The 20,422-nt window shown below is 40.5% G+C and carries 17 protein-coding genes; 9 read left to right on the top strand and 8 right to left on the bottom strand.

What is annotated here, in order from left to right; all coding sequences use genetic code 11:
• Window positions 1-119 precede the first annotated feature (119 nt).
• Entirely contained in the window at window positions 120-2,483 is a 2,364-nt protein-coding gene (gene pbpC / locus FKG96_RS17745) for a penicillin-binding protein 1C (protein ID WP_242627167.1), read from the top strand.
• A gap of 76 nt (window positions 2,484-2,559) precedes the next feature.
• On the opposite strand, the gene FKG96_RS17740 is transcribed toward pbpC, so the two are convergent.
• Complete coding sequence (locus FKG96_RS17740; RefSeq protein ID WP_130855696.1) at window positions 2,560-3,183, bottom strand: response regulator transcription factor; 624 nt, start codon at window positions 3,181-3,183, stop codon at window positions 2,560-2,562.
• On the bottom strand, window positions 3,180-5,162 hold the full coding sequence (locus FKG96_RS17735) for an ATP-binding protein (RefSeq protein WP_130855697.1): 1,983 nt from the start codon (window positions 5,160-5,162) through the stop codon (window positions 3,180-3,182). The genes FKG96_RS17740 and FKG96_RS17735 overlap by 4 nt, the downstream gene beginning before the upstream one ends.
• Window positions 5,163-5,549: 387 nt before the next feature.
• Here FKG96_RS17735 and FKG96_RS17730 point away from each other — a divergent pair, with 387 nt between their 5' ends.
• Both FKG96_RS17730 and FKG96_RS26805 read left to right on the top strand, forming a co-directional pair.
• Window positions 5,550-6,410, top strand: coding sequence for a hypothetical protein (locus tag FKG96_RS17730; RefSeq protein WP_130855698.1), 861 nt, complete (start codon window positions 5,550-5,552; stop codon window positions 6,408-6,410).
• A 92-nt stretch (window positions 6,411-6,502) separates the two neighbouring features.
• Complete coding sequence (locus FKG96_RS26805; RefSeq protein WP_168204570.1) at window positions 6,503-6,802, top strand: hypothetical protein; 300 nt, start codon at window positions 6,503-6,505, stop codon at window positions 6,800-6,802.
• Here FKG96_RS26805 and FKG96_RS17725 read toward each other — a convergent pair.
• From FKG96_RS17725 to FKG96_RS17710, 4 genes are read right to left on the bottom strand one after another with little or no spacing between them, the layout of a single operon-like run.
• Window positions 6,799-7,842: a flavin reductase family protein gene (locus FKG96_RS17725; RefSeq protein ID WP_149105731.1), complete on the bottom strand. Its 1,044-nt coding sequence runs from the start codon at window positions 7,840-7,842 to the stop codon at window positions 6,799-6,801. The two genes, FKG96_RS26805 and FKG96_RS17725, sit on opposite strands and share 4 nt — an antisense overlap.
• 47 nt (window positions 7,843-7,889) lie before the next feature.
• Window positions 7,890-8,891 (bottom strand): glutathione synthetase, encoded by a 1,002-nt coding sequence (locus tag FKG96_RS17720; protein WP_130855700.1) that lies wholly within the window; start codon window positions 8,889-8,891, stop codon window positions 7,890-7,892.
• A 51-nt stretch (window positions 8,892-8,942) separates the two neighbouring features.
• Window positions 8,943-10,787, bottom strand: coding sequence for a flavohemoglobin expression-modulating QEGLA motif protein (locus FKG96_RS17715; protein WP_130855701.1), 1,845 nt, complete (start codon window positions 10,785-10,787; stop codon window positions 8,943-8,945).
• Between the two features lie 4 nt (window positions 10,788-10,791).
• Window positions 10,792-11,589: an N-formylglutamate amidohydrolase gene (locus FKG96_RS17710; protein ID WP_130855702.1), complete on the bottom strand. Its 798-nt coding sequence runs from the start codon at window positions 11,587-11,589 to the stop codon at window positions 10,792-10,794.
• Window positions 11,590-11,724: 135 nt separating this feature from the next.
• On the opposite strand from FKG96_RS17710, the gene nagA reads away from it, so the two are divergent.
• The 4 genes from nagA to FKG96_RS17690 all read left to right on the top strand — a co-directional run bounded on the left by nagA (window position 11,725) and on the right by FKG96_RS17690 (window position 16,456).
• A complete protein-coding gene (gene nagA / locus FKG96_RS17705) occupies window positions 11,725-12,828 on the top strand; it encodes an N-acetylglucosamine-6-phosphate deacetylase (protein ID WP_130855703.1) in 1,104 nt (367 codons plus the stop codon).
• Between the two features lie 82 nt (window positions 12,829-12,910).
• Window positions 12,911-14,224 carry a PepSY domain-containing protein gene (locus tag FKG96_RS17700; protein WP_130855704.1) on the top strand — a complete coding sequence of 438 codons (1,314 nt, stop codon included), beginning with the start codon at window positions 12,911-12,913 and terminating at the stop codon, window positions 14,222-14,224.
• A gap of 193 nt (window positions 14,225-14,417) precedes the next feature.
• Window positions 14,418-15,407: an acyl-ACP desaturase gene (locus FKG96_RS17695; RefSeq protein WP_246860296.1), complete on the top strand. Its 990-nt coding sequence runs from the start codon at window positions 14,418-14,420 to the stop codon at window positions 15,405-15,407.
• A gap of 164 nt (window positions 15,408-15,571) precedes the next feature.
• Window positions 15,572-16,456 (top strand): alkaline phosphatase, encoded by an 885-nt coding sequence (locus FKG96_RS17690; protein WP_130855706.1) that lies wholly within the window; start codon window positions 15,572-15,574, stop codon window positions 16,454-16,456.
• Here the strand turns inward: FKG96_RS17690 and FKG96_RS17685 are convergent.
• A complete protein-coding gene (locus FKG96_RS17685; protein ID WP_130855707.1) occupies window positions 16,453-17,262 on the bottom strand; it encodes a hypothetical protein in 810 nt (269 codons plus the stop codon). The two genes, FKG96_RS17690 and FKG96_RS17685, sit on opposite strands and share 4 nt — an antisense overlap.
• Before the next feature lie 87 nt (window positions 17,263-17,349).
• Window positions 17,350-17,523: a hypothetical protein gene (locus tag FKG96_RS26800; protein WP_013667357.1), complete on the bottom strand. Its 174-nt coding sequence runs from the start codon at window positions 17,521-17,523 to the stop codon at window positions 17,350-17,352.
• A 204-nt stretch (window positions 17,524-17,727) separates the two neighbouring features.
• On the opposite strand from FKG96_RS26800, the gene FKG96_RS17680 reads away from it, so the two are divergent.
• Together FKG96_RS17680 and FKG96_RS17675 are read left to right on the top strand one after the other, a co-directional pair.
• Complete coding sequence (locus FKG96_RS17680) at window positions 17,728-18,699, top strand: TIGR01212 family radical SAM protein (RefSeq protein ID WP_013667356.1); 972 nt, start codon at window positions 17,728-17,730, stop codon at window positions 18,697-18,699.
• 105 nt (window positions 18,700-18,804) lie between these two features.
• A complete protein-coding gene (locus FKG96_RS17675; protein WP_130855708.1) occupies window positions 18,805-20,229 on the top strand; it encodes a sugar MFS transporter in 1,425 nt (474 codons plus the stop codon).
• The last annotated feature ends 193 nt before the right edge of the window (window positions 20,230-20,422 follow it).

Below are 20,422 nucleotides of genomic sequence, written 5' to 3'. Positions count from 1 at the left end.
AAATAATAGTATGGAGACAATAGGCGTTAGGCTTACAGACCGCCTATTATCACATTGGCTAATTACGCACTCAACTACGCAAGCATTTAACTACTTAACGTAAAATAAAAATTGAATTGTTGAAAAAAAAGTTACTACTTGTTAAGCATTGGATTGGGCAAAATAAAAAGAAGAGTATAGCTATTTTATTCATCCTGTTGGTTTATTATTTTTCGTTGCCCCGAAAGCTTTTTGACGATCCGTATGTGACCGTAATTGAGGATACACAGGGACAGCTCCTCGGAGCGAAGATTGCATCTGATGGACAATGGCGTTTTCCTGAGCGGGATTCGCTTCCTGAAAAGTTTAAACAGTGCATTGTCAATTATGAAGATCAGCATTTTTATTACCATCCGGGCTTCAATCCAGTGGCCATGTTCAAGGCACTGGTTCAGAATACTAGAGCCAAATCCATTGTACGTGGAGGGAGTACGCTTACACAACAGGTAATCAGGCTTTCAAGGAACGGAAAGCGCCGTACTTATTGGGAAAAACTAATTGAGCTGTTTCTAGCCACCCGACTTGAGCTAAGGTATAGTAAAGATAAAATCCTGAATTTATATGGTGCGCATGCCCCCTTTGGAGGTAATGTAGTTGGACTTGAAATGGCTTCCTGGCGTTACTTTGGAACAGACCCAAACCAGCTTTCGTGGGCAGAGGCCGCTACATTAGCGGTCCTTCCCAATGCTCCCGGTCTTATTTACCCGGGAAAAAATCAACAGCTATTGCTCAAGAAAAGAAACCATCTTTTACATAAGCTCTATCATGAAAAACTGATTGACTCGCTTACTTATACGCTTTCTCTTGCGGAACCACTGCCTCAAAAACCGTATGATCTACCGCAAATTGCTCCACATTTACTGGCTAAATTAACCAAAACAGACCGTGGAAGACGGATAAGGACAAGCCTGCAATTAGGTCTTCAACAACGTGTTAATCAACTGGCTAAACAATATTATCTCCAATATAAACAAAATGAAATTTACAATCTGGCAGTTTTAGTGGTTGATGTCAGGAGCAGAAACATATTGGCTTATGTGGGAAATGCGCCGACTGATAAATGGCATCAAAAGGACGTCGATATCATAGAAGCACCAAGAAGTACCGGGAGTATATTGAAACCGCTACTTTATGCCGCAATGCTCAATGATGGCAAGCTACTGCCAAATACCTTGGTGGCTGACGTACCAACCCAGATAGCTGGATATAGTCCCGAAAATTTTAATAGAACTTACGATGGAGCTGTACCAGCCCATAGTGCTTTGGCGAGATCGCTAAATATTCCTGCGGTATTAATGCTTCAACAGTATGGTATCTATAAATTTTATGAAGAATTACAGAAGTTCAAGTTAAAAAATATCAATAAGCATCCCGATCACTATGGTCTTTCTTTAATTCTAGGTGGAGCCGAATCCAACCTGTGGGATTTATGTCGCACTTATGCTAACTTATCCTCTACCTTGAATTATTACAATATCGGTAGCAAATATCGTGAAGATGAATTTGCGGAATTGAATTTGTATGCGAATAATCAGGTGATGTTTGGTAAAGAAACCAGGCAGGAACCGGTTTTGGATGCAGGCTCTATTTGGCTGACTTATAATGCGATGAAGGAAGTGAATAGGCCCAGTGGCGACGAAGCTTGGAAATTTTATGATTCGGCTTTGGAAATTGCTTGGAAAACAGGCACCAGTTTTGGAAATAAGGATGCATGGGCTATTGGTACCACCAAAAACTATGTGGTGGGCGTATGGGTAGGGAATGCAACGGGGGAAGGGCGACCGCTTCTAACGGGAGTTGGAAGTGCAGCTCCTTTATTATTTGATGTCTTTCGGCTCCTGCCCAGAACAACTTGGTTTACCGGTCCGGTCGATAACTTAATAGCAGAGGAAGTGTGCACTGTAAGCGGTTATTTGGCAACCGACCATTGTCCAAAACAAAAGGCTTATATTCCGATTAATGGTATACGAACAAAAACCTGTCCGTATCATCAATTGATTCACCTCGACCGTACCAGCCGATTTCGCGTGAACAGTAGTTGCGAAGCTGTTGACCAGCTAGTTACCCAAAGTTGGTTTGTTTTACCACCGGTTATGGCGTGGTACTATAAAAGTAAACACGCAGATTATAAAGTGCTTCCGCCCTTCCGAGCCGATTGCCTGGGAGCACAGATAACACGTATGGATTTCATTTATCCGAAGGATTATGCTAGTAAAATCTATTTAACAAAAGATTTTAACGGAATTGTGCAACCTGTAATTCTGAAAGTAGCGCACGCCTTGGATCATACGAAACTCTTTTGGTATGCGAATAAGGAGTTTCTGGGAACTACCGAGACCTTTCATGAGATGCCGTTAAATTTAAAATCAGGCAACTATTTTATCACTGTAACTGATGAAAATGGTATGGAGATAAATAGGAAAATTGAGTTAATTAATGAATAGCTTAGCCCTAAGGTGCTAAGCTTTATGCAAAAAACTATTTCCCTATTTAACAAGCAAGGAAAAAACGCTCAAGTAATTACAGCAAACGATAATCAGTTGCTAATTTTATGACGGAAATAATATTGTTTACTTCAAATTTTTCCATCAATTTTTTTCTGTGACTCTCTACGGTATGTGGACTGATAAAAAGTTGATCAGCAACTTGCTGCGTTGTCAGACCTTTACCGATAAGCTGTAAGACTTCCTTCTCCCGTCGGGTTATCAGTGGAACCGTTATGTGTTGATCGGCTTCGGCATTGGCCATTGTCGTACGCGTAGCAGAGCATAAATACTTTTGTCCCCGCGCAACTGTTCGTATCGCTTCCAGAATTTCGTCGCCAGGGGCATTCTTGATAACATAACCTAAGGCACCATTCTGCAGCATGCTCCGAATTACTGCATGTTCGTTGTGTAAACTTAATGCTATTATTTTTAAACCGGGATGGTTTCGCTTTAAATCACTGCATAAGTTAATTCCGTTCATATCAGGTAGGTTGATGTCTAAAAGAATGACGTCTACGTCCATTCCTTTCAATGCATCTATGGCCTCTTTTCCTAATTTGTACGACTCAATCAGGGAAATATCTTCATGTGTGAAGAACAAATTCTTTAAACCGTCAATTACGATGGGATGATCGTCTATTATAATAACCTTTATCATGATTTAATATTACATTCTATAGTGAAAGTGGTGCCATTGCCGATTTGCGAGTGAACATCGAGCTCGCCGTGAATATATTCGATGCGGGAAAGTATATTGGTAAGGCCGTTGCCCGCTCTGTTTTTAACCAATAGTGTTTTATCAAAGCCGATCCCATTATCTTCTACAGTTAACGTTACCTTGTCTTCGCTTTTCAAGAGTTGGACAAAAATGGTACTGGCCTTTGCATGACGAATGGCATTCGTTACCAATTCTTGCATGATTCGATATAAGATCAATTCCTTTTCCTGTGTTAGTTCATTATTATAGTGAAATATCTGACAGATGAGTTGTATTCCCTTGTTTCGCATACGTGAGCAATACGACTTAATGGCCTCGCCAAGACCGTATTTTAAGAGCGTCTCAGGCATCAAGTTCTGCGAGATGAATCGTAGCTCATCTACGGCATAGTCAATTTTTTTTAAAGGGTCGGTAAGCTTGGTATATTTATTTTCCTTTTTTAAAGCACTGGACAGTTCGATTTTTAATGCTGATAACAAGCCTCCCAGACCATCGTGAAGATCACGTGCGATTCGTGTTCGCTCGGACTCTTGCCCGTTTAACATCGCTGATAACAAGGATATCTGGTTGTGCTGACTGATCTTATCCATCTCCAGCTGATGTAGCTTTTTATGTTGTATTAACTGCTTCTTATGATGACGATTGGATTGAAAATACAAGACAGCTAAGGTCAATAATAAAAGAGATGTGGCCGTCAATAAGCCGGTATAAAGGCGATTTTTTTGCAAGGCAAAAGATTTAACTTCGTTTTCATGTTGTAATTGTAAAATTTGTTTTTGCTTATTTGCGTTTTGGAATTTCTCCTCAATTTCATTCAGGTTCGCCTTTTTTTCCGATTCATTTAGGCTGTCGGCGAGGTGCGCATATAAGGATTTAGCTTCGTATGCATGCTTATAATCACCAATTTTTTCATAGATGTCAGCTAAATCATCCAATGCACCTAACTGGCTGCCTTTTAAATTTAGGCGAACGTTCTCCTGTGCATAGGCTAAAGCTCGTTGATTATCACCCATGGCCTGCTTCAGCTTTACCAAAGTTCCTAAGATATTGCTCTGGGCAAGCGCATCGGTCTCTTTTTTTGCGATGGAAAGCCCCTTTAGTAAGTCTTTCTCCGCCGGTTGATATTGCTTCTTTTCGAAGGCGTACAGTCCGCGATAGTTGTAATACCAGCTCCACACTTCCTGACGATCATTGGCCTTTAATAAATAATTTTTGGCTTCGTCCAGGTACGGTTTCATCTCGTCAATTCGATCGCTTCTATAATAACAAGCGGCTAAGTTTACGTAGGAATAAGCGAATCGCGCATATTGTTTGCGTTCAACTATTTTTACGGCTACGCTTTTCTTAAAATACTGTATCGCTTTCTCATATTGGCTGATATTCATAAACCAGACTCCGATATTATTATATAGATTTCCCAAGGTGACCTGATCACCTACTTTGTAAGCCAGTGGCACGAGAGAAAGCGCTTCGTTGAGGGCTTTATCCGGTTCCTTACTGATTTTTAACGTAAGGTGATTCTGCTTAATAAAGAGCAGTAGCTTCTGATTTCGGACATTGGAATACTTCAGCAATAAATGCTCGGCCTTTTGATAATAGCTTTCAGCGCTATCTTGCAAATAATAAATTTGAAAGAATCTTGCCAACGATGCATACGCGTTGGCAATGTAGTAGTCTTCTCCGCTTGATAAGGCAAGACTTAACCCTTTTTTTAGGGCTTGAAAACCACCTGAACTATCGGACGAGGCTAAATGACTGCCAATACCAACATATAAACGTGCTTTTAAAGTATCGGAATGAGCATTTTTGAGTTCTCTTTTTAAGCTGTCAATTAATGGGGATTGCTGTTTACCGCGCAAGGGCAAAACAATCGTCATAATCAACAAGCTAAAAAGCGTATATCTAACCGTGGACCTCATATTTTTGGCAAGTTAGTTTTTTTGACGAAGTGGAACAAAGCAAATAGTAAAACCCCGATTTTCAGGGAGCTTATAAAAATACATGATTTCTGCTAGTTTTTTTAGTCTGTGACATGGGCTCATTTGTACGAATGAGGAAAATACCTGAAAACAACTATTTTATGTATGCATAATAAATTATATCTTTGCAAGGTTGAATCGAGATTAGATTAAACACACATGAAAAACCAGGCAAGTGGCTTCACTTGCCTTTTTTGTAGTCTGCACATTTGCTTCGAAGACACTCGTTTGTGAAATCCCGATTTTCAGCTATTTTGCTACGCTCGCTAAAACCTTACTTTTGTGCAAGTGACAACATCCGTTGTCACATTCTTTTAAGTGCAAATAATGAGAAGTAAATTAACGATCTTGCTGACGCTAACACTGGGAATGGCTTACGGACAAAGCCCCTTTATCGGTAGTTACAATGGATCACAAAGAGAGGCTGCCTTAGAGCTATACATCTTGCCGCAACATCATTTTGTTTTTGCTATGAGCTATGGTGCAATAGATCGAACAATTGTTGGAAAATGGGAGCAGAAAGGCGAAAAGATTTTCTTCCAAGAAACAAAGAGCGCCGATCGTGATGCGTTTATAGTCTATGAAGGAATTGATAAAGAACTTTTAGCGGAAAGTGAATTTGTCTTCAAAAATTTTAGCCAAAATACCGGCACAGCATTTCGGATACTTCCTGAGTTTCATCCCGATAGTATGAAGCTAATACATCTAAGAGATGAAAATACATTTAGTATGACCAATAGGCTAAGTGTTACACCCAAAGCGCATTCTTCGTTCTTCCTGAGCGCCCCCAACAATAGTGTGGAAAATGACGTGTATGAATTTAAGTCGGCAACCACTTCAAATACCCTGTATTTGTATTATAATCACGACACGAATTACGATACCTTTCAAATGGAGGCCTATCTAAAAGGGGATAGTCTTTACATGAACGACGGTGCGGGGGAAAGATTCTTTGCTGTGAAAGGTACGCTAAATTCCGACTATGAAGCATTGTTATCCGATGCTACAGAAAATCAGCGCATTCCGCTGCAACTTGAGGTAGAAGGACTTAATGGCAAAAGAATAATCCTTCAACGTTTAAGGCCCGTAAAACAGTTTAAGTGTTTACTCCATCTAGATGAAAATTCAGCCTATTTTTCCGATCACGAGAACGGAGCAGCTCCTACATCGCCTCCGATATTACACTAACTTGCTATGCATTTGCAGTTGGGCGGTATACTAACTGCAAAAGCTCAGAAATTATCTGCTTCTGAGATAGAGAATATCGCAACACAATTAATATGCCTTACGTTAACAATCAGTTGAAGTCAATATACCGTGCCAAAAGGCTGGCGAATATATCGTTGACACTGTCGGCCTTCGCAGCGCTGTGGTTTTTTCTCTTATTTGTTGTTGAAAATACAAATTTGTGGGTATATGGTGTATTATTACCTGCACCAATTGCTTTGGTCTCAGCCATTGCATCGTTAATGATTAAAAAAAGCGACAGAGCCTGGTGGGCATTAATTGTGGCTTTAGGTTATAGCGGAATTTTAATTTTTATCGCGTACCTGCTTAACCATATGTGTGTGATTTGCTAAATAGTTAATTCCACAGGGCCGCCAATGGGATAGCCCGTGCAAGTTAATACGTAACCTTCAGCAAGCGCATGCTCTCCTAAAACCTCGTTATAGCGCATCCACACGTTACCGGTAGAGCAGATTGCAGCGCAGGTACCGCATTGTCCGGTTTCGCAGCTATAGGGTAAGGCTTTGCCATGTTTTTTAGCGGTTTCTAAGATGGATATAGGATATTTAACCTGAATGGTGAAAGTTTCTCCCTTATAATGTATGGTAACAGGATACGCCTTCCTTTCAGGTGGTTCCGGCAGTTGATAGAGCGGAGCGTCCACAATAAAAAGTTCTTTTTTTATGTGGTCGGACCGCACACCTTCAGCACGTAACTTAATATTGATCATGCGCATATAAGCGTTCGGTCCACATAGATAAAAAAGAATATGATCATCCTTATAAAGGTTGTACTTTTGCGCCAGTTGATCCAAAACGCCTTGGCTCAGCCTACCCTCTGTTAACGGAGCTGATTCGCTAAAAAGTAATTCGAGCATAAAACGCTCTTTAAACACGTCTTTCAATCGCAAAATTTCGTTCAAAAATATGGTTGAAAACGCGTTCTTATTACTATAAATTAAAATGACACTGTTTTCTGATCCGTAAAGAATAGATTTAATCTGGGAAAATATGGGCGTAATACCACTGCCGGCAGCTAAAAAACAAAAAAGCAGATGACGGTCATAAGAATCCGGTAGAACAAAAAGGCCGCTGGCACCGATGCTATTAAGTAGATCCCCCTCTTTCGCATGGTCTACCAGCTTTCGAGAGAATTCGCCATTTGGTATTTTTTTTACCGTTATCGTGAGCGGTTCGCTCAAAAGAGGGGATGAGCTGATTGAATAACTTCTCCTTACTTCTTCACCATTGTTGTGCTTAAATAATAATGTCAAAAATTGGCCTGATTTATAAACAAGCGGCTTACTTTCCACTGATTCCAAAACGAAGGACTTCGTATCAGGCGCTTCTGTTTTAATAGATTTTATGCGTAAAACGATCGAAAGATTGTCCATAACCTTCTTATCCACCCAAGATAGCAAATCCTTTCTGTTGAACAAAACTATTCCTTTCGAATCCTAACTTTATCCTCGATGGCCTTTATGACGGGAGTATAGAAGTCGGCATCATACAATTCACAAGCATGCACTAAACCGCCGGGGCTAAAGACATTTACTTCCATTAGCTTATCGCCCACCACATCCAAACCGGTTAGGAACATGCCGTCCTTTTTAAGCTTGGGCCCTACCAGTTCTACAATTTCTTTAATTCTCTTTGTCATCCTCGCTTTACCTGCGGTACCGCCCTGATGTATGTTACTTCTGATTTCGCCTTTTTTTTGTTGACGATGAATGGCGGCGTAGTGGCCATTTACTACAATTGGGTCACCGTCCAGCAAAAACAAACGGATATCGCCGTTTTTTGCTGCGGGAAGATATTCTTGCGCAACAACAAATCCGTCGCGACAAATGGCATCGACAATTTGATTTAAGTTTTTCACTTCTTGTTTATTGATAAGAAACACGTTCCTCCCTCCGGATCCTTGAAGTGGTTTTAGAATAATTTTATTACCGTTGGCCTTATAAAATGCCTCGATATCCGCTACACTTCTGGTTATAATAGTTTCCGGACGCACTTCCCTTGGAAAATACTGGAAGTACATTTTGTTGGATGCCTGTGACAAGCTAGTGGGGTCATTTAAGACCAAAACGCCTTGCTTTTGCGCTAATTGGCCAAATACTATGCCCGCGTTTTGTGCCCAGGGACGTTTGTCGATATCAGCGGAAGGATCATTTCTTAATAGTAGCACGTCAAGATCAGCTGCTTTTATCTGAATTTTCTCGCTCTCTTTAATGGCTTGTAAGAAGGTGTCAGGCGAACGAAATTGTTTAGAGGGTACCTTCCGCGCAAGTCCACCCATTTGCTCGTCGCTAAAATAAGCAAGATCACCCACGCCCAGATAATAAACTTCGTGCCCCATTTTATGGGCTTGTAAGGCCAATCTTGTTGTTGTGTATACAGCAGTTTCCTTCATTAGTTGGTTCACAATAAATGCGATTTTCATCAGTAATAGTTTTAAGGCATTGATTTTTTAAGATAACAGGAATGATGTTCTTTAGTTTAGCATGGTGAAAATATTTCCCCCTTTTTTAATTGTCTCAATATGCTTTAGATACGGACGACTCAAGTAGCGAGGTTTGATCGGTATTTTTGATAATAAACCTCTAAATGTCAATTCGTTAATAACGGGTATGTAATCCTGGCGAATTTTGCCAATGAGCAAAGGTGCAATGTCATTACCTTGTTTGATATACTCGATTAGATTAAGCAACCCTTTTAAATAGACGGCGTCTTTAGTGAGCCCGCCGCCGCGATATACACGCATCGTAATATGAAAAGCGGCCTCAGGAGTAAAAAGATATTTGTCGGTTAACAGAAAAAAGGTATCAACAAACGAATTCCCTGTTATCATGGAATTGACAGCTACTACGCGAGCTGCAAGAATACGCATGCGTTGATTGGTTAATCCGCCACACAAGTATTCTGAAAAGACGGCCAATCCTTCTTGCAGCTGTTCATAACCCGGCACGCCTATATAGAAGAGTTTGAGTGGTTGCGCTTTGCCGTTATAATATGTGACCACATGTGTTCCAATTTCATGCTGAATGAGGGCAAAGGCCCGTTGCTTCGAAATTTGGTAACTTTTATTGATGTTCAGTATGCCACGTGAGACCATGACTCCATCAACATCGTCGCGTACGCGTACGGCGGTTAAGATGGATGCGTCCTGTTTTTTAAGCCATATTAATTCATTTTCAGCCATTTGTGCGAATTCCCAGGCGTTTAATAAATCTTGATTTTCTTGTTCGTAATTTGGCTCGGCGGCAACAAGGATGGCGCGAGCAACATCCAAAAGATGTTCGTCTATATTGCCGAATATTTGTAAGCTACTGTGCATAAAATCCGGTTTTTCCCGCTCTAACATCATATTCAGCATCCGATCTATCTCTTTTCGTTTATCCCGGAAAAGGAAGGCGATAGTGGGATCAGAAATATCCTCAATAGGTAAGTTGTATATTTTACGCTTGATCAACTCAGGCTCTATCGGCATCGGTCGATAATGAAAAACGGGTGCTTTCAGATACTTATTTTCTGCAAAATTTTTCCATGCATCCATGGTGTTAATAGGCGTTACTAGCAGAAGAAAATCAAAAAGATTACTGTATTCTGCCAACTCATTATCAATTTCCCAAACTTTGTCGTCTAACACTGTGGTGCCGAGCATTTCAAAGTGAGTTGCATTATATGAGGTATTTGTGCGAACGAACTCAAATAGGCTTTTGCGTAGCGATTTACCAAAAGCGGCTCGTAATTCGCGCATAAACAAGGGATAGGGCTTACCGGTTTTAACATCGTTGTAAACAGGTGCTATTTCCACACCGACTAATACAATTTCAGATTGTTTAGCTACATTTTTGTCAATGAGTGGCGAACGTCCCGGGGGAGCAACAGCCGTTTTTTGTTTATTGAGTGACGCCGTGATTTTTTGATTACCTATTCGTAGTGCATTCAGTTCTTCAGTCAATTTTGTCGCCATACTCAACGTCCCTTTTTGGTTGACCTTTATTGTAAAGGCTTTATCGTCCAGTTTGGCTTGATGCCAGATTTCTACCAGCATGAAACCACCGAATTGGTCTGCTAAATATGCAGAGATGAGTTTCAAGAGCTCAGTCAGACCGCTTCCTTCATAGTCGGACGTAATTAAATAGGATGATTCGGTTTTAGCAAGGTTATAAGCAAAGTTGTCTTTGCCCTTTTTAGGAACACGGTATACCAGGAGAAAAGGAACGGGTTTGTCTATCTTGAGTATGCCTTTGTCCGGTAAGGAAAGTCTAATCGGTTCACCTTTTTTCAACTTGTCCTGAATCTGATTCAAAACCTTTTCTTGCTTTTTCTCCATATGATCATTTATCTGTTGAGGCTGTTTGGTATAACTTCTTTAGTTCGGTTTCCAGAGGCAGGATGCTGGCTTGTAAAGCGCGTTGTATGTCCATCAAATGGCTTATGTTGACTCGACCTGTCCACTCGTCCATGAAAGTCTTTTTAAACTCCACGGATAGTACACAGCCAAATTTGCTATATTGAGAGCATATCCAGTTGGAAAATGTGCCACCTTTAAACTTTATGTTCTCTCTAACGTCCGGAAAATGGTCATCAATTGTTGTTTTTGAAAGGGAATCAATAAATGTGTCTATTATCGGCCTCCATTTAGAAATGTTGTTGGCCGTTCCAATATTTATTTCCGGATTTTCGCTGGATATAGCTTCTATATAAGGATCTTTTCTTCTGTGGTTGTAGCTATGAACGTCTAGAACAATGAAATATCCGTAGCTTTGAATAAGATCAAGCAGTACCTTCTTTACCTCTAAATAAAATGTATCGTAAAAAGTTAATATTTCCTCTTCCTGTTCTTGTGTAAGCTTCGTTGCCCATACAGCTAGCCCCCAGGCATCATTAGGTGAGCGGTAGATGGCACGGTCCCTCGGCCTATTCAGGTCCACCATAAAGCGTGAATTGTCAACAACGATTCGATTAACCGGAAAATTTATCATCTCTGCGGTATAGGGGTCTTCTTCGCGCATACGTTCGTGTTCAGATAAAAGCATATTAGACCGGAGCGACGGCGCTATACTATGCCCGTCATGAATGGCTGCGGCAATGATCGGACTTTTAGCTCTGTATATATGAATTTTAGACTCCATAATAATTTAGGGAAATAACAGGTAAAAGAAAGCATTGTTTCACTTTGCTTTCTTATCGTTTAAAACCATTACCTTTAGCCTATTCCTTTAGGAACTATAGGTTGTATAAGATCCATAAAAAAGAGAAATCATTATATGAAAATATTTGCGAATCGAGTCTATACAGGTGAAACGGTATTGACGGATCAACTGATTACTTGCGAAAAAGGTTTAATTGTAGGAATAAATCGAGGAAATGCCGGCAATGCGGACGAAAGGGTAGCGCATATAGCTCCGGGATTTTTTGATATTCAGGTAAATGGAGGGGCGAGCTACCATTTTACAGCTCATCCGAATGAGCAGTGTTTATCAGATATTGAAGAGGCGTGTTTGACTGATGGTACGGCGTTTGTGTTGCCAACCCTTATTACTTCTTCCATCGATAACATCTTAGCAGGCATTGACGCTGTTAGAAAATACATAGAAAAGCATCCACAATCCGCCATTTTGGGAATGCATTTGGAAGGCCCTTTTATTAATCCGATAAAGAGAGGTGCACACCTGTTGAAATATATTAAAAAACCCGAAAGAGCGATGGTTGAGGAAATAGTGAGATATGGAAAAGGCATTATCTTACAGATGACGATTGCACCGGAAATGTTTGACGACCATCTACTCGCTCTCTTGCAGGATTCTGGAATTGCATTGGCTTTGGGGCATAGTAATGCCTCATTTGAAGAAGCAAGAAACGCTTTTAATCTGGGAATTACCCAGGTGACGCATTTGTTTAACGCAATGTCCCCTTTCCAGCATCGGAACCCCGGACTGGTAGGAGCTGTCTTATCCGATGAACGCATCTATGCTCCCCTTGTGCTGGATGGAAAACATGTTGACTTTTCAGCAGCCGCAATCGCTTATAAATTAAAGCGAGATAAACTCTTTTTGATTTCGGATGCCTTATTCCTTGGAAAAAAGAAAGCCCGTTTTCAGTGGGAAGAATTTGATGCAACATTAATTAATGGAGAATATGTAAATAGTGAAGGAAATCTTGCAGGAGCTAATATATCTCTCATGGATGCAGTCCAAAATGCAATTAAAGAGCTGGGTGTATCTGTACAAGAAGCTATTGAAATGGCAAGCCGTCGCCCTGCGGAAGCTATAGGCCTTCATGATCGTATTGGAAAAATAGCGCTCGGTTACCCTGCTCGATTTACGTATTTTGATGCTGAATTAAAAAATACCCGGGTTTTAAAAGGCTAAAATTCGGGGAACCAAGATATTTTATAGATATTATTTTTAATAAATCTAAATAACATTATCTTTGAGCTCTTAATCAATTAAAATGAGCACAAAGGTAAGGAAATCCGCATCACGATCACTTTTTTACAGAATAGCAGCCTGGCTTCATCTTTGGTTAGGGCTTATCACGGGTATTGTGATGATAATTGTATGCCTAACCGGTTGCATTTGGGTTTTCCAGGATGAGATAACGGCTTATATCCTTGAACCCGAAACGCGCGTTACTCACCAAGCAGCTCCTGTGCTGACTCCGTCTCAGATTCAACGCATAGCCACAGCAAAGTTTCCGGATAAAAGGGTCTCCTATGCAACTTATCAGCAAGGCCGAGCCATTTATGTAGGGATGGGAGAGGGGCGTCGCGGGGGTACGTCGCTGCGTTTGAACCCTTATACCGGTAAAATTATCAGCGTAAGTGAAAGAAAAGAGGGGGAAGTTGATTTCTTTCGATTTATATTAAATGGTCACCGCTTTTTGTGGTTACCTTATGAAATTGGTCGCCCAATTGTGAATTACAGTACATTGGTATTCGTTATTACTCTTATAACGGGGATGGTACTTTGGTGGCCGGCGAAATGGACAAAGAGCACACGAGCGAAGAGCTTTTTTATTAAATGGAAAGGTTCGTTTAAACGGGTTAACTATGATTTACACAATGTACTGGGCTTTTATTCATTGTTAATTGTTTTCGCAATCGCTTGTACCGGCATGGTGTACGGTATACAATGGTTTAGCAAAGGCTTGTATTGGACAACTTCAGGAGGAAATTCGTTACCCGATTTTGCGCGTCTTGAGTCGGACTCGCTTCAGATGGGGAAACATTTTACAGTCAAAAATGCAATGGATATTGTATGGAGCAAAGTGATTAGTGAACATTCGCGAGCGGAAGGATTTTATTATAGCTTTCCGGATTCAACAAAACCTAAATCTACCATTAATGTGACTATTTATCCGAGTGCAGGGCAGTACTATAACCATATTGCCTATAGCTTTGACCAGCACACATTAAAACAGCTTCCCCGGCATGAGGTATACGGAGCAAACTTCGCTACGGCCTCGTTTGGCGTAAAACTTCGCAAAATGAATTATGATATCCATGTCGGCTCTATTTTGGGATTGACAGGAAAAGTCATTGCCTTCTTTGCATCCCTGATCGGCGCTAGTCTGCCAATTACAGGCTTTATCATTTGGTGGGGAAAGCGAAAAAAGAAAACGAAGAAGCGAATACCGCGTGAAATACAGAGGTCTATTTCAAGCATCGAACTAAGTGAGAAGCTTATGCCCGAACGGGGTCAAAAGCGACCTATTCCCAGACCTTATAAGCCGGCGTTGAATATCAATAAAGGATCTAAATACTGAGGTACGTTATTGATTAGCGGGAAAATAAATTTTCGTCACTGCACAACTTTTACTAAAAAATTAATGGAGTTTTTAAAACACTGATACTAAAGCATTTGTTGCTAGGAAAGCAATGAAGAAAAAAATGGGTATAAATCGCTAATCGTTATTTTATATCCATATGTGTATATTTGTTTTCTATATGGAAAATACCATGCAACCGATACACGAGGGATCGAGAAAAGAAGTAATGACCTATCTTGAGCCGTTTATGCTCAACGAAATGAGTGAATATTTGAAGCCCGTTGAGGAAATGTGGCAGCCGGCTGATTTTTTACCCGACGCATCGCGAGATACTTTTTTTCAAGAAGTTAAGGATCTACAAGATAGCGCAAAGGAATTACCTTATGATTTAGTTGCCGTTTTAATTGGTGATACAGTTACAGAGGAGGCTTTGCCAACCTACGAATCATGGTTGACTATGGTGGAAGATGTTGAAAAACACGAGCAGGGTGGGTGGATGAAATGGGTTCGGGCATGGACAGCAGAGGAAAACAGACATGGGGATCTCCTGAACAAATATATATACTTATCCGGAAGAGTCGACATGAAACAATTCGAGATTTCGGTTCAATATCTGTTACAGGATGGCTTTGATATTGGTACTGGTCGGGATCCTTATAGAAACTTTATTTATACCTCGTTTCAGGAGCTGGCCACCAACGTCTCGCATCGAAGAGTGGCCGGTTTAGCGAAACAAGCAGGCGATAAACTACTGGCAAAGATGTGTGGTGTTATTGCTTCGGACGAGGCGCGCCATGCAAAAGCTTATATGTCATTTATTTCCAAAGCAGCTGAGGTTGATGCCAGTGAAGTATTGGTTGCATTTGAAGATATGATGAAAAAGAAAATTGTGATGCCGGCGCATTTCCTAAGAGAGGCGGGGGAGCCACAAGGAGAACTTTTTTCGCATTTTTCCGATGCAGCACAGCGTTTGGGAGTCTACACAGCGATTGATTATGTTGATATTTTAAAAGACCTGTTGAACGAGTGGAAAGTAGATGCGATGACCAATTTGAATGAAGCCGGCGAAAAAGCTCGGGATTACCTTATGCGTTTACCCGATCGATTGCTTCGTATTGCCGAACGGATGAAAAATCCGGTGAAACAATACAATTTTAAGTGGATTCATGGCGATAGGTAAATGAAAGAGTAAAATATGGGATGGGGATCTAAGAAGTGATACTTTTAGATCCCTTTTATTTGTTGAAATTGGGCAATCGATTGCGTTTATTTTTGGTATTTATAAACTTTGTTTGTTAATATTAAAACATTAGTTTAGTCGTTCGAATTATATAAAATATTCAGATGAAGAAACTAATCATTTTAACGCATCTATTGTTCTCTGTATTTGCGCTGAATGCGCAAGTGAAACAAGCCAAACATATTATTCTTATCGGATGTGATGGATTTGGAGCATATGCCCTACCGGAAGCAGATATGCCGAATCTTAAAAAGCTCATGGAAACAGGAGCTTGGACATTAAAAGCCAGGTCAGTATTGCCTTCTTCGAGCGCGGTCAATTGGGCTTCTATGTTAATGGGAGCAGGGCCAACATTACATGGCTATACGGAGTGGGGAAGCAAAACACCGGAAATCCCTTCAATTTATACCACACGCTATAAACTATTCCCAAGTATTTTCAGCATCATTCGAGATCAACGGCCTAATGAATATACCGCTGCTGTATATAGCTGGCCGGGAATTGGTTATTTGATTGAAAAGGCTGCCATAAGCAAGGCGTTTCCTGCGAACGACGACGAAGAACTTTGTTTGAAAGAAGCCGTAAAGACAATTACGGAAAACAAGCCCCTATTTACCTTTATTCATTTTGACGAACCGGATCACACGGGACATAATATAGGCCATCGCACACCGGCTTATTACAAAGCGCTTCATAAGGTAGATGAGCGAATAGGAGCTATTGTAACGGCGGTACAGAAAGCTGGTATTGCTGATGAAACGATTATAATAGTTTCTGCAGACCACGGCGGTAAAGATAAGGGACATGGTGGAAAATCATTGGATGAGGTTCAAATACCTTGGATCATTCATGGTGTAGGCGTTAAAAAAGGACACGAGTTATCTAGTCCCATCATAACCTACGACACGGCCTCAACCATAGCCTGGATACTTGGACTGGAGGAGCCTGCTGTTTGGCGTGGGAAAGCCGTCAAGGAAGCATTTGACTAGTAGTCCAACGGGTTTTCGTATATAAATTGGTAGTTTAAATCAGAGATTAATTTTGCGGGAGAAATGACCTTTTTATCAAATGAAACGTTTTCGAACGAACTCGGAGGTGCGAAGCCATATTTCTCCGCCATTTGTAGTGTGATTTCTTTTTTACTTGGATGGAGTGGTGAGACTGCATTAAAGAGTTGGCCTTCGATACGTTGATGATACAAGCATAAAATGATTGCCATGATATCATCTAGGTGGATATAATTTGCAAATTGATTGCCAACTTCGCATACTTTAGCGCTGAAGTGTTTGCCGGGAATGCGGTTATCGCCAAATATACCGCCTAGGCGCAAAATATTCAGCTTATTAACCCGCATCGCGAGCGTCTGCTCTGTTTGGAACAATTTGAGATCGAGTGATGAATTTGGAATATTTGTCTCATTGATGAGATAAGGTGCACTCGGATAAATACCAACAGAGCTTAAATAAATGATCGATTTTGCTTGGATCTTTTGAAGAAACTTAGCCAGGCGCTCAAATTTCATTAGACAGGTCTGCTGATGCTCACGTTTTTTAGCGGGCACACTTACGAGTACAAGATCATAATGTAGACTACTAATAACAGCTACTGTTTCTGAATCAGTTTCGAAATTAAAATCTAGCAGTAGGGGGGAAATACCTTCAGCCTCCAACGCATTTATTTTGTGCTCAGAGGTTGTGGTGGCGGTTACTTCAAAATTTAATGTCAGTAGCTTTTGGGCAAACCGAAATCCAACCCATCCACAACCGATGATGAGCGCTTTCTTTCTTCGGAACATATAACGTATTTGAAACTTTATTAATACCTTGTCGGTAAAAGTAAAAATAAAGGTTCAAAGTAATGATCTTATCGAATCATATCGTTGTCAGTTCTTGTTTTTCTCATTATCCGTTCGGGCGCCTGAATCGGCCGAGCGGGCGCCTGCGTTTGGCAAGCCTTGATGACGTTTTAATACTTTTTGATCTTTGAAAGACTTGTCAGCTGTTGTCGTTCCTACAAATGGGGTCTTTTGCGTGGCTGATTTTTGTCCTGACTTCATGTTAAGCTCCTTTCTTTTGACGTTTAACCTGATTTGTTTTTAAGTAACAGGCAGCCGGTATAATTGTTTATTACAAAGTGAAATATCCGAGAAAGGCTGCCCCGTATTATGAAAAGCTTAGATTGTTGACATTTCCTTTCCAGGATCGAGGTCTGATAGAAAAACGATTTATTTACACATGAAATAACTACCTTTGCGTTTATTATGGGAACTCTATTAGATTCGGGAATAAAGCCTTACAATCATTATGGCGCATATCTTAAAAAGAAATATGATGATAAGCGCGTTTTTAAAATTATCGTCGACGGTAATTTTACTTGCCCTAATCGTGATGGGAGTAAAGGATTTGGTGGTTGTTCTTATTGCAATGTTGATTCCTTTACCCCGGAAAGCGCCCGAAAGATGCCGACAATTCGTGAGCAGGTAGAACAAGGGATTGAACGAGCCATCAAGGGTTACGGCGCTGAGAAATTTGTCATTTATTTTCAGCCGAATACAAATACCTACGCCCCTGTTCATTATTTGAAAGCCATGTATGATGAAGCTTTGAGTATTGCACCGGAAAATGTAGTAGGATTATCGGTAGGTACGCGGCCGGATTGCATAGATTTTGAGAAGGTTGCATTGTTGGAAAGTTATACCGATAGGTTTGATGTGGATTTAGAGATGGGCATGGAATCAATCTATAATGATACATTAAACCGAATCAATCGGGGATGTTCGCATGAAGAGCTCGAAGTGGCACTCAATCTGGTACAAAATAGCCCACTTGATATTTGCGTTCACACCATCTTTGGTTTTCCCTGGGAATCAAAAGAGATGATGCTAAAGTATGCTGACGAAATTAACCGGTTTCCGCAAATCAAATTTGTGAAATTACATCACCTGCACATTGTGGAAGGATCCATTATGGGTGTTCAGTATAAACGCAAACCCTTTCCACTCTTTAGCTTGGAATCTTATACCGATTTTCTCTGTGAATTTATTCCGCTATTGCGTCCTGATATTATTATACAGCGCCTTTTTGGGCTGGCTGATCAAGAGCTGCTTATTGCGCCTAATTGGGGACTTGGTAAATCAAGTATCCAGACCTACATCGACAAACAGCTGGAAAAAAGGGAGGCGGTACAGGGATCTCGATTCATACCTGTTCAAAACACTGCTAATACGTTTTAAATCGATTTATTCGCATTAATTCAATTGTTTTTAAAATCCAAAAATGTATATTCGTAGCATACTTTCAATGCGTATTGGAAAAAAACTATATTAAACGTACTATTCATGAGTAATATCCAAACCCCTTCCTCCGGCCAGCGCTATGTGGTGCCACTGATTACATTAACGATATTATTTTTTATGTGGGGATTTATAACCTGCATGAATGATATCTTAATACCCTATTTAAAGCAGTTGTTTAGCTTGAGTTTTTTTGAATCCATGCTTGTGCAATTCTGTTTTTTTGGCGCTTATTTTATTGGGTCATTGATTTATTTTGTCGTGTCTTCCAAGTGGGGTGATCCGGTGAACAAAATCGGTTATAAAAAATCTATTATCGCCGGCATTATCTTGTCTGCGGTAGGCTGTGTATTGTTTTGGCCAGCAGCTACTACCTCGTTATATGGATTGTTTTTAACGGCGCTCTTTGTATTGGGTTTGGGTTTTACTATATTACAGATTACCGCGAATGCGTATGTTTCTTTGTTAGGCCCCGAAGATGGTGCTTCTAGCAGACTCAATATGACACAGGCTTTTAATGCGCTGGGGACTACCATTGCCCCTGTATTAGGAGGACATCTTATATTTGAGTTTTTTGCAGATGGTGACTCCATTAGTCCGCAAGCTACTCGTATTCCTTACCTTATTTTCGCTATAATTTTATTATTGGTAGCCGTCTTTATCTCGACCGTTAAGCTGCCTTCTTTTGAGTCAAGTGATGAAGAAAAAGATGTTAAAGGATTAGGTGCATTAAAATTTACACATTTGCGTTTAGGTGTCCTCGGAATTTTTTGTTATGTAGGTGCGGAGGTAGCCATCGGCAGTTTTATCATCAGTTTCCTTGAGCAAGAGCAGATTATGGGCTTTACCGAATCTATAAGTAAAAACTATCTTTCACTTTATTGGGGAGGGGCAATGATTGGCCGATTCTTAGGCGCTATCTATCTTAACCACAATATCGATTTCGGCAAGAAACTTATTTATATGGTAGGAATGGCAACGCTTGTATTTCTGTTAATTTTTAGTTTAGTCGATCTGACCTTTTCGCAAGTAAGCTTCTTCCTAGTATTCATAGTGTTGAATTTGCTTGGTTTTTTAATTGGAAAGGCAGCGCCGGCACGTACTTTAGCTATATTCGCCGGCATTAATGTTTTGTTGCTGATTTCCAGTATTGTAAATACAGGCGCTTATGCGATGTATTCGATTTTAGGAATTGGTATATTCAATTCGATCATGTTCTCTAATATATATACCTTATCAATCGCGGGCCTTGGTAAATATACAAGCCAAGGGTCTTCGCTATTGGTTATGGCTATTTTAGGTGGTGCCATTGTTCCTGTAATTCAAGGCGCATTAGCAGACCAATTAGGTGTTCAACTTTCATTGATTTTACCGGTCGTTTGTTATGTTTACATTTTTGGTTTCGGTATCTACTGTTCAAAAAAGCTTAAGCATGTTGAGCAAACAGGGCCTGTGGCAGGTGGGCATTAACCGATTGAATCGTCTAATAAAGTCGTTGAGTAGGGGAGTAGTTGAGTAGTGAATTAGTAGCAGCAGCGGTACAGGCCTAGTTGAATGGTCATGATCTTAATGTCTGACCATTTAACTACTTAACGTATTACCGACTTTATGATGACGTCCTTATGGCAAGAAGAAACGACGAGTAGTCTTTAATTTCTCAACT

The sequence above is a fragment of the Olivibacter sp. LS-1 genome (assembly GCF_008245145.1).
GTDB lineage: Bacteria > Bacteroidota > Bacteroidia > Sphingobacteriales > Sphingobacteriaceae > Olivibacter > Olivibacter oleidegradans.
Note: the sequence above shows the minus strand (reverse complement) of the source record. Positions and strands in the feature narration are given on the sequence as shown.

Excerpts from the sequence above, each read along its gene's own strand:
- FKG96_RS17740 (WP_130855696.1), bottom strand. The coding sequence starts at position 3,183 with ATGATAAAGGTTATTATAATAGACGATCATCCCATCGTAATTGACGGT.
- FKG96_RS17735 (WP_130855697.1), bottom strand. The coding sequence starts at position 5,162 with ATGAGGTCCACGGTTAGATATACGCTTTTTAGCTTGTTGATTATGACG.
- FKG96_RS17730 (WP_130855698.1), top strand. The coding sequence starts at position 5,550 with ATGAGAAGTAAATTAACGATCTTGCTGACGCTAACACTGGGAATGGCT.
- FKG96_RS26805 (WP_168204570.1), top strand. The coding sequence starts at position 6,503 with ATGCCTTACGTTAACAATCAGTTGAAGTCAATATACCGTGCCAAAAGG.
- FKG96_RS17725 (WP_149105731.1), bottom strand. The coding sequence starts at position 7,842 with ATGGACAATCTTTCGATCGTTTTACGCATAAAATCTATTAAAACAGAA.
- FKG96_RS17720 (WP_130855700.1), bottom strand. The coding sequence starts at position 8,891 with ATGAAAATCGCATTTATTGTGAACCAACTAATGAAGGAAACTGCTGTA.
- FKG96_RS17715 (WP_130855701.1), bottom strand. The coding sequence starts at position 10,787 with ATGGAGAAAAAGCAAGAAAAGGTTTTGAATCAGATTCAGGACAAGTTG.
- FKG96_RS17710 (WP_130855702.1), bottom strand. The coding sequence starts at position 11,589 with ATGGAGTCTAAAATTCATATATACAGAGCTAAAAGTCCGATCATTGCC.
- nagA (WP_130855703.1), top strand. The coding sequence starts at position 11,725 with ATGAAAATATTTGCGAATCGAGTCTATACAGGTGAAACGGTATTGACG.
- FKG96_RS17700 (WP_130855704.1), top strand. The coding sequence starts at position 12,911 with ATGAGCACAAAGGTAAGGAAATCCGCATCACGATCACTTTTTTACAGA.
- FKG96_RS17695 (WP_246860296.1), top strand. The coding sequence starts at position 14,418 with ATGCAACCGATACACGAGGGATCGAGAAAAGAAGTAATGACCTATCTT.
- FKG96_RS17690 (WP_130855706.1), top strand. The coding sequence starts at position 15,572 with ATGAAGAAACTAATCATTTTAACGCATCTATTGTTCTCTGTATTTGCG.
- FKG96_RS17685 (WP_130855707.1), bottom strand. The coding sequence starts at position 17,262 with ATGTTCCGAAGAAAGAAAGCGCTCATCATCGGTTGTGGATGGGTTGGA.
- FKG96_RS26800 (WP_013667357.1), bottom strand. The coding sequence starts at position 17,523 with ATGAAGTCAGGACAAAAATCAGCCACGCAAAAGACCCCATTTGTAGGA.
- FKG96_RS17680 (WP_013667356.1), top strand. The coding sequence starts at position 17,728 with ATGGGAACTCTATTAGATTCGGGAATAAAGCCTTACAATCATTATGGC.
- FKG96_RS17675 (WP_130855708.1), top strand. The coding sequence starts at position 18,805 with ATGAGTAATATCCAAACCCCTTCCTCCGGCCAGCGCTATGTGGTGCCA.